The 17,309-nt window shown below is 45.7% G+C and carries 15 protein-coding genes; 2 read left to right on the top strand and 13 right to left on the bottom strand.

The features are described 5' to 3' along the window. Position 1 precedes the first annotated feature (1 nt). The 12 genes from OSC7112_RS39255 to OSC7112_RS02205 form a co-directional block, all read right to left on the bottom strand. Positions 2-166, bottom strand: a complete 165-nt coding sequence (locus tag OSC7112_RS39255) for a DUF5989 family protein (protein WP_015174377.1) — start codon at positions 164-166, stop codon at positions 2-4. Then, a complete protein-coding gene (locus OSC7112_RS02255; RefSeq protein WP_015174376.1) occupies positions 167-574 on the bottom strand; it encodes an SxtJ family membrane protein in 408 nt (135 codons plus the stop codon). A 93-nt stretch (positions 575-667) separates the two neighbouring features. Further along, positions 668-2,644 carry a carbamoyltransferase family protein gene (locus OSC7112_RS02250; RefSeq protein ID WP_015174375.1) on the bottom strand — a complete coding sequence of 659 codons (1,977 nt, stop codon included), beginning with the start codon at positions 2,642-2,644 and terminating at the stop codon, positions 668-670. Positions 2,645-2,813: 169 nt separating this feature from the next. Further along, positions 2,814-3,299: a hypothetical protein gene (locus OSC7112_RS02245; RefSeq protein ID WP_015174374.1), complete on the bottom strand. Its 486-nt coding sequence runs from the start codon at positions 3,297-3,299 to the stop codon at positions 2,814-2,816. Between the two features lie 321 nt (positions 3,300-3,620). Next, entirely contained in the window at positions 3,621-4,541 is a 921-nt protein-coding gene (locus OSC7112_RS02240) for an NAD(+) kinase (RefSeq protein WP_015174373.1), read from the bottom strand. Between the two features lie 391 nt (positions 4,542-4,932). Next, complete coding sequence (locus OSC7112_RS39250; protein ID WP_015174372.1) at positions 4,933-6,762, bottom strand: hypothetical protein; 1,830 nt, start codon at positions 6,760-6,762, stop codon at positions 4,933-4,935. 41 nt (positions 6,763-6,803) lie between these two features. Beyond that, positions 6,804-7,487: a DUF3226 domain-containing protein gene (locus tag OSC7112_RS02230; protein WP_015174371.1), complete on the bottom strand. Its 684-nt coding sequence runs from the start codon at positions 7,485-7,487 to the stop codon at positions 6,804-6,806. After that, entirely contained in the window at positions 7,487-8,605 is a 1,119-nt protein-coding gene (locus OSC7112_RS02225) for an AAA family ATPase (protein WP_015174370.1), read from the bottom strand. The genes OSC7112_RS02230 and OSC7112_RS02225 overlap by 1 nt, the downstream gene beginning before the upstream one ends. A gap of 45 nt (positions 8,606-8,650) precedes the next feature. Beyond that, positions 8,651-12,565 carry a cobaltochelatase subunit CobN gene (gene cobN / locus OSC7112_RS02220; RefSeq protein ID WP_015174369.1) on the bottom strand — a complete coding sequence of 1,305 codons (3,915 nt, stop codon included), beginning with the start codon at positions 12,563-12,565 and terminating at the stop codon, positions 8,651-8,653. A 168-nt stretch (positions 12,566-12,733) separates the two neighbouring features. Continuing rightward, complete coding sequence (locus OSC7112_RS02215) at positions 12,734-13,594, bottom strand: EamA family transporter (protein WP_015174368.1); 861 nt, start codon at positions 13,592-13,594, stop codon at positions 12,734-12,736. Next, complete coding sequence (locus OSC7112_RS02210; protein ID WP_015174367.1) at positions 13,591-14,328, bottom strand: ABC transporter ATP-binding protein; 738 nt, start codon at positions 14,326-14,328, stop codon at positions 13,591-13,593. The genes OSC7112_RS02215 and OSC7112_RS02210 overlap by 4 nt, the downstream gene beginning before the upstream one ends. 212 nt (positions 14,329-14,540) lie before the next feature. Then, positions 14,541-15,353 carry an ABC transporter ATP-binding protein gene (locus tag OSC7112_RS02205; protein WP_015174366.1) on the bottom strand — a complete coding sequence of 271 codons (813 nt, stop codon included), beginning with the start codon at positions 15,351-15,353 and terminating at the stop codon, positions 14,541-14,543. Between the two features lie 286 nt (positions 15,354-15,639). Here OSC7112_RS02205 and OSC7112_RS02200 point away from each other — a divergent pair, with 286 nt between their 5' ends. Continuing rightward, positions 15,640-16,020 (top strand): HEAT repeat domain-containing protein, encoded by a 381-nt coding sequence (locus OSC7112_RS02200; protein WP_190274319.1) that lies wholly within the window; start codon positions 15,640-15,642, stop codon positions 16,018-16,020. Between the two features lie 25 nt (positions 16,021-16,045). Continuing rightward, on the top strand, positions 16,046-16,231 hold the full coding sequence (locus OSC7112_RS37715) for a hypothetical protein (RefSeq protein ID WP_150111473.1): 186 nt from the start codon (positions 16,046-16,048) through the stop codon (positions 16,229-16,231). 37 nt (positions 16,232-16,268) lie between these two features. On the opposite strand, the gene OSC7112_RS02195 is transcribed toward OSC7112_RS37715, so the two are convergent. Continuing rightward, entirely contained in the window at positions 16,269-17,192 is a 924-nt protein-coding gene (locus OSC7112_RS02195; protein WP_015174365.1) for a hypothetical protein, read from the bottom strand. Positions 17,193-17,309 lie beyond the last annotated feature (117 nt).

Here is a 17,309-nt window from a genome sequence, read left to right as displayed (position 1 = left end):
TTCAAAACAGCGTGTAAATAAATGGAGCAATCACAGAACCATGACTCAATACAATCAAAGCTCCCAAAAAGACTAAAGTCACAATTAACGGCAAAAGCCAATACTTTTGGCGTTCTTTCATAAACGCCCACAAATCTTTGAGAAAATCTAAAGTTGCTTCAAACACTTAAAAAGGACGCTCCATACTAACTTTTGTTCTTGCTTTACTTGGGACGCGGTAAGTATCCATTTTTGGATTCAGTTTTCGCCGCATTGCATCTTCGCCCAATAGGCCTTTGATAACTCCCATCGGCCAAATTATGAGGTAAAAAACTATTCCTAAGACGATCGGCGTTTCGATTTTGTTAAGAATAAGTCCAAAGCGCATCCACGCGTGATAAACGGGATTCAGCGATTTTGGCGCAACCAATGCTAGCAGCACTAGCACTCCGCCGATTGCCCAAGGCCACCAAGGTAGAGAATGCCGCCGCAGTAAAGGTACTGCTAAACCGAACAGCACTGCAATCAAGCCGCCAATTAGCAGCCCGAAATCGCGCAAGCCTTTTTTGTCGAGTTTTTTAATTTCGTCGCTCATTAGAAAGGGGGAATTGGGAATTGGGAATTGGGAATTAGTTATTAGCTATTCGTACCAACTAATAACTAATAACTAATAACTAATAACTAATGACTAATCTAGTTCAAATTCATTTTTCCAAGCATCATCTTGTTTCCAAGGAATTTGTTCGGACTTGGGAAGCAAGTAATTTTCCAAAACCAGATAGTCCATTTCGGTTCGCATGAAACAGCGGTAAGCATCCTCGGGAGTGCAAACAATGGGTTCGCCTCGGACGTTGAAAGAAGTATTTACCACAATAGAACAGCCCGATCGCTTTTCAAAATGGCTGATTAAGTCATAGTAGCGAGGATTGGTTTCTTTGTGAACAGTTTGGATGCGAGCCGAGTAATCGACGTGGGTGACAGCCGGAATCTCGGAACGCGGAATGTTGAGCTTTTCAATGCCAAACAACTGCTCTTGTTCGGGAGTCATCGGAATGCGGAGACTGGCTTTGACAGGTGCTACCAATAGCATATAAGGGCTAGAATGGTCAATCTCGAAATAATCCGCCACTCGTTCGGCTAAGATTGACGGCGCAAAAGGTCGGAATGATTCCCGATATTTAATTTTCAGGTTCATCACGGACTGCATTTTAGCACTGCGGGGATCGCCAACGATCGATCGACCGCCCAGAGCCCGAGGCCCAAATTCCATCCGCCCCTGGAACCATCCCACCACATTTCCCTGTTCCAAAATTTCAGCCAACTGCGGCATTAATTCGGCATCGTCCAATCGGTGATAGCTGGCTTTGACAGCATCCAAATATTCGAGAATTTCTGCGTCGGTAAACCTCGGGCCCAAATATGAACCCTTCATTTTGTCGTGACAAGTTAAATGAGCAACAGACTTTGCCACAGTTGCCACCGCTTGGTTTGCAGCGAGAACTTCAGTCCTCTCCTCAACCGCTGCGTTTGTAGTGACAAGTTCAGTTTTGAGGGATTCTCTACTATTTGCTGTCGAGTTCGCGCTCACAGTGCGAGTTTGTTCGCAATACTGATACCAAATCGCCAAAGCCGCGCCCAAAGCACCGCCAGCATCTCCCGCCGCCGGCTGAATCCAAATATCTTTGAAAATACCTTCCCGCAAGAGTCTGCCGTTAGCAACGCAGTTGAGAGCAACGCCGCCGGCAAGACAAAGATAATCGACATTCAATTCTTTTTTAACTGTTCTGCAAAGCCGCAAAACAACTTCTTCAGTAACAACTTGAATGGAAGCTGCAATGTCCATTTCTCGCTGAGTCAATTTTCCTTCTGCTTGACGCGGCGGCCCTTCAAACAGTTCGTCAAACTTCTTGTTTGTCATGGTTAAGCCAACAGTGTAGTTGAAATAATCCATGTTCAAACGGAAAGTCCCGTCATCCTTGAGGTCGATTAAATAGTTGAGAATCTTGTCTACATACTTGGGTTCGCCGTAGGGTGCTAAACCCATGAGTTTGTATTCGCCAGAGTTGACTTTGAAGCCTGTGTAATAGGTGAAAGCTGAATAAAGCAAACCCAAGGAGTGGGGAAAATCGATTTCCCACTGAGGTGTAAGTTCGTTGCCGTCTCCCAACCAAACCGAGGTTGTGGCCCACTCGCCCACCCCGTCTAGGCACAACACGGCTGCTTTTTGAAACGGGCTGGGGAAAAATGCTGATGCTGCGTGGGATTGGTGGTGTTCGGTAAATAGCAGAGATGGCAGTTTATTGGTTTTGCAGTTTGCCATTTCTGCGAGCTCTCTTTTGAGCATGGTTTTGAGGTAAAGCTTTTCTTTGAGCCATATCGGCATGGCTGTTAGGAAAGAGCGAAAACCTTGGGGTGCGTAGGCTAAATAGGTTTCGAGAAGGCGCTCGAATTTGACTAAAGGTTTGTCGTAAAAAACTATTCGATCGAGTTCCCGCAAATCTATTTTCGCTTCTTTCAAGCAATAAGCGATCGCATTCTTAGGGAATCTGGCGTCATGCTTTTTGCGAGAAAATCTTTCTTCCTGCGCTGCTGCTATAATTTCTCCGTCGCGAATTAAGGCTGCGGCGCTGTCGTGATAGTACGCCGAGATTCCAAGTATGTTCATCGCTCTCCTCACAAATCGCAATGCGTTTGCTTTTGACTATTTAGAATAGCTAACGATTATAGCTGCATAAGTGCTGATTGGGAATTGAATTTTGCGATCGCCTCTAATTTTACCTGGATCGATGTCGGTACAAAGTCCTCGGGCGATCGGCTGTTAGAGAGCATTTAAGCTAGCGCCGGCTTATCCTGCGCCCCCAAGCTCTGAAGTAAGTGACCACCGGGAATTGATAAAATTCACCTACCAACCACAGCACAATGCCTAAATGCGACAAAAAAGCCAAGCTTGTCCAAGCTACGGGGAGCCACGACAACCGGCTGCCGGGAACCGGGGGAAAATAGTAAGCTGAAAGTCCCAGCAAGGTAGTGGGAAGGAAAATTAGACCAAGAGCGGCTGCAAAGTAGGGCCATCCGAATTCTACGCCTTCGACGTGCGCTCCTATCCACTGTTTGCCGTTCCAGTGCCAAGTTACGGGCGGTTGGCGATCGGCCATTTGGAGCGATTGTCTTTCAACGCTTGCGGTATAAATGTGCTGGCAGAAGTTGCAAGCTAGGGCGTCCATCAGCGCTAGGGTGGAAATTTGACCGGTGCGGCACACGGGACAGGGATATGTATCTTGAGGGTTGAAAGGTCGGGTTGATTGTTTGAAAATCTGCATAGATCAGGCTGTTTGTCAAGATATTGAGCGATCTTAACAGAGTACAGAAATTGTATGTTGGGTCTGGCAGGTTTTGCCTGTAAAATACCATCCTGTAGGGGCGAGTTTTACGAATAATATTTAATGACCGCAAACCATCTATATAAACCCGCCCCCACACAACTAATAACCTATATCAACCTTTCTTTAGCTCCAAGCATAAAAATGTAAATTGCGATTTATCACCTTGTGGGGGCGGGTTTATGAGATTATTGATTTTAGGCAAATATTGTTGGTAAAACCCGCCCCTCCAGATTAATGATTAATGGTGGATGATTCGGATTAATTGCGGTGATTGTTGCTGTACCGAATTCTGGCTCCTGCCCAGTGAAGTTTTTCCCTCAAAGTGTTGTAATAAGAATAGTTTTCCCGCAAAATGATAAACTTGGCTTCGCAGTCTGCCCTCCGCACGTCTACGCGCTGTCCCGGCCAAATTGCAGTACCTAAAATGCCGTCTGTCCAGAGTTTGGTACTGAGTTCGTAATCTGCTAAAGGCCAAATGCTGACGACTGAACCGGGCGGCAGGACGATCGCCCGACTGGATAAACTCAAAGGGCAAATCGGAGTAACTGCGATCGCCTCCATTCCCGAGTGCATAATCGGTCCGTTGGCAGATGCGGTGTAGCAAGTCGAACCGGTGGGAGTTGCGACAATTAAACCGTCGCCTTGATACTGATCGACTACTTCGCCGTCAACTTCCATTTCTAGAATACAGCTCGGCATTCGATCGGCTGAAGCAGGTTTGACACACATTTCATTTAGTGCCAAAAATCGATCGCTTTGGGGTTCGAGGTTGGTTCTGTTTCCCTCAAAAACTGTTGCCTGCAACATCATCCGCGTCTGCACAGCATACCTGTCTTCCGCAAGTCTGTCCCAAATCTCCTCAGTCTTTTGGAAATCCTCAAAAGACTCGGTTAAAAAACCCAGATGTCCCCCCACATTCGCTGCCAAAATCGGGATGCCGTCAGCAGCCAAATTTCGCGCAGCAGCTAGGGCCGTACCGTCGCCCCCCAGCACCACCGCTAAATCAATTGGGCTGTTAATAGAAGCTAAAAACACCGGATACGGGTTATCTTTGGGGCCACTCGGCCCCATTAAAACCTGACACCCGCGACTTTCTAATTGGCGGGCACACTGTTCAGCCCACCGCTGGCTGAGGGTATCTCTGGCTTTGTGGGCGATAATTACTTGTTTTAGTTGCACAACCTATCGATTTTAGATTTTAGATTTTGGATTTTAGATGATTAGACCTCTCCCATAATTCTTGTGGAACAGGCATCCTGCCTGTTCAAAACCTGCTTTTTAGGAGATGTCTATTAGATTTTAGACTGAATTGCCGCGATCGTCCCGCTCGCACTGTACTCGGAAAAATATTATGCCGATGACAGGGCATCTCCCTTCCATCGATTTTAGATTTTAGATTTTGGATTTTTGATTGTTAGATTATTAGATTTTAGACTGAATCGCCGACTCTCCCTCTGGTTTATAGCAGTTGCAAAAAGTAATCCTATTTTTGGAAAGCTCGCCTCCATTATCTCATCTTTAATTCCTAATTCTTGAATCGAAAATCGAAAATCGAAAATCGAAAATGGTATTATCCGTCGCTGCGGCTGGATTTGGGCCGCGGCCAGATAATGCTGGAATCTGCCGCGAGTAGGCGAGAAACTGCGATCGCCCCAAAGCGGTTGAGGTGGCTGGGGTCAAAAAAATAGTCGTTGCGGCCAGGCCAGCGCTGCGACAAGTCGCGGAAAGCGAAGCCTTTTTGCCGCGAGAGTTGGTCCATTCGCTGCCGGAACTGCTGTTCTGCCCGCAGGCGAGTTCCATCTAAGTAGTCGTCGGTGAGGGGCAAATTGACGAAAATCAGGGGAATTTTGCGAGCTTTGGTAAATGCTACCACTGAATTAAAGGCTGTTGCTTGTTTGCCTCCGAGGTTGAAGTTTTCGTAGTCGCGATCGTACTGGCCTGAAACGTAAGCGCGTTCTCGATAATAAGTGTTGGGGTTGTAAGTGCCCGACATAGCCATGAATCCGTTGGAGTCGATCGAATCCGCCAATTGGTTGAGTTGTCTGATGGCTACTGTTGTGCGTCGCGAGACTGGAATCAATTGTGCTTTTTGGGTTGCTGCATTCGCTGCGATCGGTTTTAACTCATATCTTGCAGCATTTGAGGCAACGGGCAAGATGCCCGTTCCACTGGACAGGGATTTGATTGGGGGGTGGGTGTCTGCAACGGGCAAGATGCCCGTTCCACTGGACAGGGATTTGATTGGGGGGTGGGTGTCAGCAACGGGCAAGATGCCCGTTCCACTGGACAGGGATTTGATTGGGGGGTGGGTGTCAGCAACGGGCAAGATGCCCGTTCCACTAGACGGGGATTTGATTGGGGGGTGGGTGTCTGCAACGGGCAAGATGCCCGTTCCACTAGACAGGGATTTGATTGTGGGGAGTAGGGGTTGGGCATCTTGCCCGCCCCTGAAAGGTCGATCGAAAGAGGTAAATGCTTTGCGGAAAGTTTTGTTAGCGCAGGGCTGCGGGAATCTGTAACACTGGGGAATCACATTCGGTTCATCCGACTGCAGTTCGGGGCGAATGCCTGCTGCTAAAAGTTGGCTGCCTTCAGAATCGACGATCGAATTAAAAGTGCGATCGTCCCGCCCGCTGTTAAATCCGCGCACACCATCCGCCCAGACAATCATTTGAGGCAAATGACCCGGCTTTAAAAGCCGCCGCAGTTGAAAGTCAACTACTTGTGCAGTTGCGCCGTTGACTGAAAAGTTAAATACTTTTAAGCCCGGACGGCCCCTTTGGGCCAAAGATTGTTTTAGCTGTTTGGGATCTACGCCCTGCAATGCCCGGGAACTACCGACAATCAAAACATCTGGCGGCCCGACGGCAGCAACGTAGGATAGGTAAAGTCCGAGTTGTTCGTTTAGCAAATCGCTGCTGAAGCTGACTGTACTGGCTTGCGATCCGTTTGCGCCCGCTTGCTGTTGAGAATAAACCAGGTTTCTCATGTACTCCACCACTTTTTTCTCCGCAAATGCCCGTCTGGGACTGCCGGGGGGAACGGCTTGCATCCAAGCGACGGCCTGCACCCACAGGGCGGCTACTTCGTCCCAGTCTTGTTGTGAATTGGCTGATTGAGCCAAATTAGAAGCTTGGGTGGCAAAGTTAACTGCCTCCGTGAAGCCATCGTTTTGAGGGCATGAGGCAACGCTGACGGATTTTTGGGTTTGGTTGCCGTTTTTAGCTAACAGAGAGGTTGGCGGCTGCGCTAGGACAGGGGATTCGATCGAACCAGAAGTCGCTGCGGTGTTGGGCGGCTTCGTTGACGAACCTCCCAAAGTTAAGGCTAGCAAGGCGGTTGCGGCGCAGGTACGTTTTAAGATGCTGGTACTGAGGCTAGCAATGTAGCGGCGAATCATACAGCTTTCACCGTGGGCAAAATATTACTAGATATTACTAATTATCCGGCGGATCGAGCAATTAGCTCAAACAGATGTTTTAACCACTCAATAAAAATTAAGGCGATCGGGCCATCACAGCTCAGCACCTGCGCTGTTATTGCTTGTCCCATCGGCATTGCAGGCGTTTTCTGCCAGGCCAGCCAAGTGTGGATTAGCGCTTTGGGATGATGAATTAAAGTATAGCGGTTAAGTCCGGCTTGTTCGAGCTCTTGTAAAATTGCTTCGGCTTTCGGATGCAGGGTGTCGCCAGGGGGGATGAGATAGGCGACAAAATCTTCTAACATTCCAGGAAGTTGATTGTTTGGCATCAACCAAACTCCGACGCGAGGCAAGTATGGATCTGAAGGTGTGCAAACCCAGCCTTCGGGAGGGGGAGATTGCGGGATGTCTCGATAGCCGATCGCACTCAGTTTATCTTTAATAGATTGCCACCGCGCACTTAAATTGCGATCGGCATCTACCACAATTCCCAAGGTGCGTAAATTCTCTGCTTTCAATCTTTCTGGCAAGCCATTTAGCAGCGCATCAACTCCTTCTGTACCTTCTTCTTGCGGTACTTCGACGGAAAATGTTTCTGGCAGTTGATATTGCTGGCACAAAGCCCAGATTACGTGTCGGTCATTCTTACCTTCTACCAATAACTGTTGAGGTTTTGATTGAGGAGGTTTTCGTGCTTTTGGCATCAGCGCACCTCGATACTTTGGCGCACTGCAACCGACAATTCATCGGGAGTGTATTCAACTGCACGGATCTCCTCACCGCGCCGACTCAAGCGAAATAATTTGCCAACAGAACTATCTTCTGACTGTTCTAAGGCTTCTTGAAATGCAGCTATGCAGTCCCAACTGTGGGTAGTTGCAAAGACTTGAACGTTCAACCGCTGTGCTGTTTCAAATATCAACCGCCACATATCAGTTTGCGTTTGATAGTAAAGACCTGTATCAATTTCATCGACCAGCAAAAAACCATTTTGTGATGATACGGCTGCCATTGCTATACTAAGAATTCGTCGCATACCATCTCCCATACTGCCTAGAGGAATTGGGTGATTCTGTCCTCTAATTTTAATCAAAATACCACTGTTATTACTGGGATTGCTGGTAAAACTAATACGTTCTACATCTGGTTCTAATATTTGCAGTGCTGCTACTACGCTTTCTTCTTTTGGTGTCAGTGTAATACCATCCCAAAGCACAGCCATTTCGTTAAAAGTTATTGCCGTAGTTTTGAGTAAATTAAAATTATCTTTGCTGGCTCCAACAAGCGACAAATAGTTATCATTTATCTCTGTTGATTGAACAGAAAGTAAACTACTAAGATTAGCAATAGTCGCATCGCGCAGCAGTGAAATTTTGACTTGGGAATTTTGATTGTAGTAAGCAATTAATTCCCATCCTAAAAATCTGGTTTCTAGTTCTTCAGCTACCGGAATTACCACTTGTTGGTTTGTAGGGTTTGCTTGGATTTTGAGTGAGAGTTGTTCTTCTTTCTGGGATTGAATGTAAATACTTCGATCTGGGGTTAGTTGATGTCCGTAAAAAATATGTTCAAATTGATACTTGCTGCGGTTTACTGCTTGACCCGATGCAAGTTGAGTTTTTATGTTGCTCATTTCGCCACGGCCATTTAGTACATCAAACAAAGCTTGAATACTCTGTTGTTGGACTAATAAATAAATGGCTTCCAAAAAAGTTGTTTTCCCGCTATTGTTTTGACCGACTATCAGATTAACCCTAGCTAGCTCGTCGATCTGAAAATCTTTAAAACAGCGATAATTTTGGATGGTGAGATCGCGCAACATGGATTCCTCGCATATTAACTATATTCTATCATTTCTCCGTTCAGACTAGAAACCAGTATGGGATTCGATGACTGCTTCGGCTTGCAGGGCGATCGACCTCAATTTATCCAATGTATCCTGGTTCGCACTCTGCCACAACCCCCGCTGACGGGCTTCTAGCAATCTTTCCGCCATATCTCGCAGCGCCCAAGGATTGTTTTCTTGAATAAATGCCTGCACTTTCTCATCAAAAATGTAAGCCTCGGCGATTCCTTCATACATAAAATCCTCTACACAATTTGCGGTAGCATCGTAAGCAAACAAAAAATCAACAGTTGCTGCAATTTCAAAAGCACCTTTATAACCGTGGCGCATCGCACCTTCTATCCATTTCGGATTTACCGCCCTGCTGCGATAAACCCGCGCAATTTCTTCCCGCAGTTGCCGCACTTTCGGATTTTCTGGAATTGAGTTGTCGCCGAAATAGGTTTCAGGATTTTTGCCTTGCAAATTGCGAATTGCGGCCGTCATCCCGCCTTGGAATTGATAATAATCATCCGAGTCGAGGATGTCGTGTTCGCGGTTGTCTTGGTTTTGCAGAACTATTTGCATTTGACCGAGGCGTTTTTCAAATGCTTCGGGTGCAGAACATCCCCATTCACTCTGTTTAACTCCTGCTAAATCTCCCGGCAAATTTGAGGAACTAGAGGAGGTATAGGCGTAACTGCTCCAATTAATGTAAGCTTTTGCTAAATCGCTGTCGTCTGTCCAATTTTGAGCTTCAATTATACCTTGAAGTCCTGCGCCGTAAGCACCGGGTTTTGAGCCAAATACTCTAAATTGCGATCGCCCTTGCGCCTCTTCCTGACTCAAACCTGTAGATTCCCAATACTGAATCTCTGCTTGAACTTGTGCGGCTAAAGGGTTGTTTTCAGCCGATTCGTCTAAATCTGCCACAGCTTTTACCGCACTGTCAAACAAATCAATTAAATTAAAAAAAGCATCGCGGAAAAAGCCAGAAATTCGCAAAGTAACATCAACCCGCGGCCGTCCCAAAACAGAAACTGGCAAGATTTCAAAATCTACAACCCGGCGCGAAGGGCCATCCCAAACTGGTTGAACTCCTATCAGCGCCAACGCTTCGGCGATGTCGTCTCCCCCCGTCCGCATGGTGGATGTTCCCCACACAGACAAACCCAAAGTTTTCGGATATTCGCCGTTTTCTTGGGTGTATCTTTCGATTAAAGTTTCAGCAGCAACTCTGCCAACTCTCCAGGCGGTTTCTGTGGGAATGGCGCGGATATCTACTGAGTAAAAATTGCGACCTGTGGGCAATACATCTGGTCTGCCGCGAGTGGGCGCGCCGGATGCGCCGCTTGGTATGTGCCGCCCATCTAGTCCGCGCAAAAGGTTGGTAATTTCTTGGTTTGTTTGGAGGAGTGAAGGTAAAAGATAGTTATCGATCCAGTTTAATTCTTGTTGGGTTGATTCTCCTATTATTGGGAGATTTTTAACTGCGGATGAACGCGGATGAACGCGGATATTTTCGATTAAATTATCTACTAATTCAGCGGCTTTTTGTTCGAGTTCGGCTGTTAAATCGCCCGCTGTGCGGTGCTGAATTATCGACGTTGGATCGCAGGTTAAGGGGTCGAAATCGTAGCCTGAGTCTTCTGCTAGGGCGCGGGTTAAGCCCGATCGCCCGTTGGTGGGATGGCGGGCGATCGCAATTATCAAATCTCTCAACTGTCTGCCTTCGGGACACTGACCGAAAATGTGCAATCCGTCGCGAATTTGGGATTCTTTGAGTTCGCAAAGATAGCCGTCTGTGCGGGTGATAAATTCTGTAAATTCCGATTTATTTAGTTGTATTCCTAAGTCTTTATCTAAGTTTTCTTTGTTGGTGAGGGCGAGAATGCGATCGCGAATCATGGGCAATCTGGACGGATCTAAGCTTTGCGCCTCGCAATACTCGTCGATTAAGGTTTCCAACTGCTGCAAAGGCCCGTAGAGTTCGGCGCGAGTCATCGGCGGTGTCAGGTGGTCGATTATCACAGCTTGCGATCGTCTTTTTGCTTGGGAACCTTCCCCCGGATCGTTGACAATGAAGGGATAAAAATTCGGCAGCGCGCCTAATGCTACTTCTGGATAACATTTGTTAGACAATGCTATACTTTTACCGGGCAGCCATTCTAAGTTGCCGTGTTTTCCAGCATGAATTATAGCGTCAATTCCCAACTTTTCTCGCAACCAATAATAGTAAGCTAGATAATTGTGAGTGGGTTCTAAGTCTGGGGCGTGATAATTTAATGCGGGGTCAAGTTCGTAGCCCCGCGATGGTTGAATTCCTACAAATACATTCCCAAACTGAATTCCCGGAATCGGAAAAGACTTATTGTTACTTATAAAATCTTGTGCATAGCTTCCCGGAAGCCCCCATCTTTTACAAATCCCATCCTGTACTTCCTGCGGCAAACTAGCAAAATATTCTTCATATTCTGCTAAATCCAAAGATTGATAAACAGGCCGCAATTCCCGTCCTTCCGGGTCATTTGTTACGCCAGAAGTTAACTGTTCAATTAACTCGTTGCCGCTAGCGGGGATGTTTTCAATTTGATAGCCAGCTTGCTGCATAGCTTTGAGGATTTTGACACAGCTAGCGGGTGTATCTAAGCCGACGCCGTTGGCTAAGCGGGCGTTGCGGGTGGGATAATTTGCGAGAATTATGGCAATGCGTCTGTTGGTGGCTGGGGTTTGTTTGAGTCGCACCCAATTAGCGGTTAAATCTGCTACAAATGAAATGCGATCGCCCGCTGCTACATAGCCTACTACATCTGTTTCTAATTCGCTGTTCCAAGTCTGTACGGCTTTAAAAGAAACAGCCCTAGTAATGATTTTTCCGTCTACTTCCGGCAATGCTACATTCATCGCCACATCGCGGGGCGAAAGTCCCTGAAGTTCCGTTTCCCACTGTTCCAAACCGCCACCGCTGAAGATTGCTTGCAATACGGGAACGTCTAAGGATTTTAAGCTGTTTTGTTCGGGTTCTTGACTGCTGAAACCGGAGACGGCAAAACTTGTGGTATTGAGCAATAATTGAATTGGTTCTGATTCTTTAGGCTGAAAATACTCTAGCAATTCTATTTGCAAATCTGGTTCCCGCAGAGAAGACACAAAGACGGGAACGGGGACTAAATTTCGCTCAGATAGAGCTTGACAAAGTGCATCAATTGGTGCTAAGTTTCCTGATAAATAATGAGCGCGATAAAATAAAATTCCTACTTTAGCTATAGTTGGTAAACCCAGAGATCCCCCCCAGCCCCCCTTAATAAGGGGGGAGCAAGAAGTTTTCAAAGTCCCCCTTTTTAAGGGGGATTTAGGGGGATCTGAATCTGGTTGTAAAGTTGCAAAATAGGCCCCAGCGCGTCCTCCCCAATCATAAATTCCGACGCGGGAAACTGTTTGAGGGAGGGGCGGATTGTAAGCAGTTTTCAAGCAAGTATCGGCGGCAAATTTGAGTGCGTTAACAAAGTTTTGGACTCCGCCTTCTGTAAAGTAGCGCCACAGTTGATTTACTGCTGACAGCGATACAGTTGAATGGCTGATTAAATCGGGATCTGGACTGTCTTCTCCCGGCATTACAATCAGTGAGGCGTTAGTTTTTTGCACCGTTTCTCGCAGGATTTCTAACCCGTAAGACCAATAAGAACGCCCTCCTAACAGTCTTAAGATTATGACCTCTGCGCGTTCTAAAACTTCCTCGACATAGGTGTCAATTGTTAGTTGTTGCTGCAACTGAAGCAGGTTTACTGCGCGGACTTTGGGAAATTTTGCCGGCATTTTGGATGCGGCGGCTGCGAGAGTTTGAATGTCGGTGTCAGCAGCACTAATAAATACTATTGGTGCGGGGGTTTGCTGAATAAAAATTACTCCTTCTGCTTGAGGGTTCCAACCTCCTGGCGTGGCGGCTATTTTGTGCATTAATTTTTTTTATGTTAATAAATAGTGAGAGAAAGTGCGATCGCCTTTAGTATAACATGACTTATATCAAATCCGGTTGTACCGGAATGATTAAACCACAGAGTACGCAGAGTACGCAGAGGAAGAGAAGAGAGAGATGAATAATTCCGACTTCCCGGAAATCTCAACCTATAAACTGATAAATAAAACTCCCAAAATCATGATTCCGGCCCCTAATAATCTTTGTTGAATATCTTTTTCCTTAAAAAGGAAATGACCGAACAATACACCCATTAACACGCTAGTACGCTTAATCGCGATCACTTGCACTACCAAAGTTAATGTCAAAGCTTGCATTTGAAAAATCACTCCAATAGCATTGAAAAACCCCATAGCAGCTAGCATTGGTAATTGTTTGAGAATTTTTTGCCCTGGATTTGGGGTTTTGTGCAATAAAACTGGCAGTAGCAAAACACTCATTGTACCAAACAAAGAGAATAGCCAAAAAATAGGGTAGGAATTTTTCACTCCTATTTTGTCAAAATTTGAGGTAATACTCCATAGAAATGCGACGATTAACATCAATTTTGGCCCTGGTTCGTCTAGCAGTGCTTTGAATGGGGCTAAATATCCTTTAGATTTCTCTTTAATATTCAATAAATAAGAGCCTGCTACGATTAGCAAAATGCCAATATAATCAAAAAAATTGGGATATTCACCGACAATTAACGGTGAAGTTACCAACATGAATAATGGTGTCAAAGCTACCAGCGGTAGTGTCAGGGATAAATCTGATAGTTTGATGGCTTTGATGTAGAGGAGGGCTGTGACAGCGTTGATGCTACCTCCGATTAGTAGGGCGAACCAAAATTGAGAGTTTAATTCCGGAATTCCTGTATATAATACCCAGGGAAGCAAAAAGATGACTGAAAAAAAGGAGAGAGACCAAGCGACGACATATTCGTCACTTTTTTTGAGGTTTTGTTTGCCAAAAACGTCTTTGACGGCTTCAAAGAAAGCGGTCAAGATTCCAAAAATTAACCAAGTCAACCTAAATATGCGCTCCTGACTCGCTCGTCGTTTAGCAAATCTGCTCCTATACCTGTGAGGGTAATATTACCAGCTTCTAGTACGTAACCCCGATCGGCAATTTGCAGTGCTAAACTGGCGTTTTGTTCGACTAAGAGGATTGTAACGCCTGTGGAGCGGAGGTTTTGAATAATTGCGAAAATTTCTTTGACGATCGCGGGTGCTAAGCCTAAACTAGGCTCGTCTAATAATAGCAGTTTCGGGCGGCTCATCAGAGCACGGGCGATCGCCAGCATTTGCTGTTCCCCGCCGCTGAGAGTTCCTGCTAGCTGGCGGCGTCTTTCTGCCAAGCGCGGAAATATCTCAAATTGGCGCTCTAAATCGGCTTTTACGGCCGCCGAGTCCGATCGAATATAGGCCCCCAATTCCAAGTTACTCAACACCGTTTGCTGCGCCAAAACCCTCCTCCCTTCTGGACTGTGGGCGATTCCCAATTTCACAACTTCATGAGCTTGGCGGCGGGTAATATCGCGCCCGCTATAAATAATTTGTCCTTGGTTTATATTAACTATTTTGGAAATAGCTCTCAATGTGGTACTTTTGCCCGCACCGTTGGCACCGATGAGACTGACAACCTCGCCCGCATTAATCGTGAGATTAATATTTTGTATGGCTTGAATGCCACCATAATTTACAGAAATATTCTTGAGTTCTAAGAGGATGTTTTGGGTGGTTTTGGGTGGGCTGTCGTGCATTTTATGTGACTTTGAGTTTGAGGTACATTGCGATTTACTGTTGGGTGGGGGCGGGTTTATGAGATTGTTATTTTTAGGCAATTATTGTGGGTAAGCCCGCCCCTACAGAATGTGTAATAATGGTGCAATATGTGATTTTTGAATATTACTCTTAGTCCGCGTAGGCGGACATTGTTTGTGTAGAATCGATTTCCAATCGCCGGGTTTCTTAGTTATGCTTCATCTCCCAAATAAGCCTCAATTACCGCCCGGTCATTCCTGACAACAGCAGGTTCGCCCAAGGCAATAAGCTGACCGAAATGCAAGACGGCAATTCGATCGCACAACCCCATAACAAGCGGTACATGATGCTCGATCAATATTACAGTTAAATTGAATTGTTGGCGCACTTCTCGGATAAATTCGCTTAATTTGTGCTTTTCATTGGGATTCATCCCCGCTGCCGGTTCATCTAACAAGAGTATTTGCGGTTCTAGGGCTAAAGCGCGGGCAATTTCTAAGCGCCTCTGGTCGCCGTAGGGCAAGTTTTTGGCTTGTTCGCCCGCGCGATCGCCCAATCCGACTAAATCCAACAATTCTAAGGCTTTCCGCTGGGTTTTGCGTTCCATTGCGTTAGATGCTGGCAAGCCGAAAATCCCCGCCAGCACCGATAAAACTGGATTGCCCGATCGACTGTGGATGTGTCGGGCGATCGCCACATTGTCCAAAGCAGAAAGTTCCCCAAACAACCGGATATTTTGAAAAGTTCTGGCAATACCTTTATTGGCAATCTGATAAGGCTTCAATTGGGAAATATTTTCATTTTGATAAATCAAGTTGCCACTAGAGGCAGGTATCAGTCCTGTCATGAGATTAAATAGAGTTGTCTTGCCAGCGCCGTTAGGGCCGATCAATCCAAAAATCTCGTGTTTTTCAACTGTAAAAGATACGTTGTTTACAGCAATTAAACCACCAAAACGACGAGTTAATCCTTTGGCTGCTAAAACAGGATTGCTTGTTGAGAGGGTCAGGGGTTCGGAAATCATAAACACATCATAGAACGAATATAAGATATCTAATTATGCCTTAGACTGCCGAAGGTTCTTAAAGTGGCGCTCTTTAAGCAGTATTTAGGGCGATCCATTTCACGGCGGACAAGCACAAATTTAGATAGCCCGGAGTGCTGAAACCAGTTTGATGAGAATGTAAACAGAATTATTCAAATGGCTGAGACGGCTCATCAAACACAAGGATTCTAGCCCATAACTAAGCCGACAAAGATTAGCTGCCCTAATTGCCTTCTCGTTTTTATCTTTCACATCGCCTTTGCTGTTGACTCACAATGCTGCTGCTGGAATTGGGGACGAACCCACAGCTAATCCCAAACAGATTGCCTCCCTCACTGAGAAGTTAAAGAATAACGATGAAACGGCACTTGATGCAGCTATTAAGCTGTTACGAAAAATAGGTGAACCAGCCATCCATCTGAAAGACTCCGATGCAACTGTGCGTAGCCGTGCAAACTATGCTTTGGGAACGATCGGTGCAGAAGCTAAAATTGCTGTGCCGCAGCTAATTCTCTTGCTGAAAGACTCCGATGCAACTGTGGGTAGTAGTGCTGCCTCTGCTTTGAACAAAATCTGTGCACAACCTAAAACTGTTGTGCCGCAGCTAGTGGCTGTTGATAAGGTGGAATTTAGAGTTAAATACTAATAGAATCGGGGTTGATTATAGCAATATGTACATTAGCCAACCCGATCCGAATCTTTGCAAGCAAATCCGTGCGTTTGATGAACAATCTCAGGCTTTTACTTTGGTGAGGCCGGGATTGGAGGGCGATCGCGATCGGTGTTATTCCAAGAATCGCGTGCCGTCGTCAAGTCTCAGAGAAAGCCGGAGTTCTAGTTTAAAACCAATAAGGTAAGCCAGTTACATAATTCGCAAGCAAATCCGGTTACAGGTTACTTCTGTGGACTTGGAATCTTGCTGAGAAATAATTCCTTAGTCCGAGAATCACGATCGTACATATGTATAACAGGAACAAGCCGATCGTCAACCATCACTTTGTCATCGTGAATCTCCCAACATCTCTCATGATCTCCACAAAGTGTGAGGACGGCACCACTCTTCAAATTATGTTTCACCGTTTGGTTACTGGGAAATTCATAGTTAACCACCTTATTGAACATTGCTTGATCGAGAGGCTTACGACGATGGCGTTGAGCCTCCAACACCATTAATTCAATTAATTGCATCATGAGATGGTTTCCTCCTAATACTGTCCCTGCACAGAGTATAGGTTTTCCCAACAGTTTTTCAAGAGTTTTTTTCCCATAAACAGCACTCACCCATTCACTATCTACATTTTCTTTAGTGGGCGCTCCAAAATAAATACCTGCTTCTTCAAAAACGTGAAGCTTACTAGAGTCTAAGTCATCGAAGGGAGAAGCTTGGAAAACAACATCACGCACATCTGAAGTCATAACCATTCGATAACAGGAGTTAACCTTAAGGAATGTATGGTAAGTAATCCACCGACCTGCTAGTGGATGAATCCAATTGGCAACCGTACTCCTATAATCCTCCTCTAAGTAGGTACGGTTAGACCCTGAACTTAGTCGAATTAAAGCTTGCAGTCCCACCATCTTTGCGTGATAGATGAGATTTAGAATCTTTGAGCTAGTAACCCACTTCCACACATTTTCAACTGGTATAAGGGTGATATTTTTTTCGAGAGCTACCTGTGCGAACTCATCCCCTAAGGCATTAATAAACACAACAATATCAACTTTATCTGGCTGGCAATGCTGACGAGTTGATACAACGAACCTGTAGAAATCATCGAATTTACAGTTGGTTGCATAACCCATTATTAAGTCTTTCATTGTTTGTTACCTCCAAATCAGTAGATCTAAATAGTAAACATACTAACAGAGTCTTAATTGAGTCCTGGTGCAGCCGTCTAACTATCGATCGAAAACGGCTTCTGTACTCACCAAAAA

It is taken from the genome of Oscillatoria nigro-viridis PCC 7112, from assembly GCF_000317475.1.
Lineage (GTDB): Bacteria > Cyanobacteriota > Cyanobacteriia > Cyanobacteriales > Microcoleaceae > Microcoleus > Microcoleus nigroviridis.
The sequence above is the reverse complement of the archived record's forward strand: the minus strand, read 5'-3'. Positions and strand labels throughout refer to the sequence as shown.

Bases quoted from the DNA above. Each gene is read 5' to 3' on its own strand.
- OSC7112_RS39250 (WP_015174372.1), bottom strand. From the start codon at position 6,762: ATGATTCGCCGCTACATTGCTAGCCTCAGTACCAGCATCTTAAAACGT.
- OSC7112_RS02195 (WP_015174365.1), bottom strand. From the start codon at position 17,192: ATGAAAGACTTAATAATGGGTTATGCAACCAACTGTAAATTCGATGAT.
- OSC7112_RS02250 (WP_015174375.1), bottom strand. From the start codon at position 2,644: ATGAACATACTTGGAATCTCGGCGTACTATCACGACAGCGCCGCAGCC.
- OSC7112_RS37715 (WP_150111473.1), top strand. From the start codon at position 16,046: ATGTACATTAGCCAACCCGATCCGAATCTTTGCAAGCAAATCCGTGCG.
- OSC7112_RS02245 (WP_015174374.1), bottom strand. From the start codon at position 3,299: ATGCAGATTTTCAAACAATCAACCCGACCTTTCAACCCTCAAGATACA.
- OSC7112_RS02230 (WP_015174371.1), bottom strand. From the start codon at position 7,487: ATGCCAAAAGCACGAAAACCTCCTCAATCAAAACCTCAACAGTTATTG.
- cobN (WP_015174369.1), bottom strand. From the start codon at position 12,565: ATGCACAAAATAGCCGCCACGCCAGGAGGTTGGAACCCTCAAGCAGAA.
- OSC7112_RS02210 (WP_015174367.1), bottom strand. From the start codon at position 14,328: ATGCACGACAGCCCACCCAAAACCACCCAAAACATCCTCTTAGAACTC.
- OSC7112_RS02205 (WP_015174366.1), bottom strand. From the start codon at position 15,353: ATGATTTCCGAACCCCTGACCCTCTCAACAAGCAATCCTGTTTTAGCA.
- OSC7112_RS02255 (WP_015174376.1), bottom strand. From the start codon at position 574: ATGAGCGACGAAATTAAAAAACTCGACAAAAAAGGCTTGCGCGATTTC.
- OSC7112_RS02225 (WP_015174370.1), bottom strand. From the start codon at position 8,605: ATGTTGCGCGATCTCACCATCCAAAATTATCGCTGTTTTAAAGATTTT.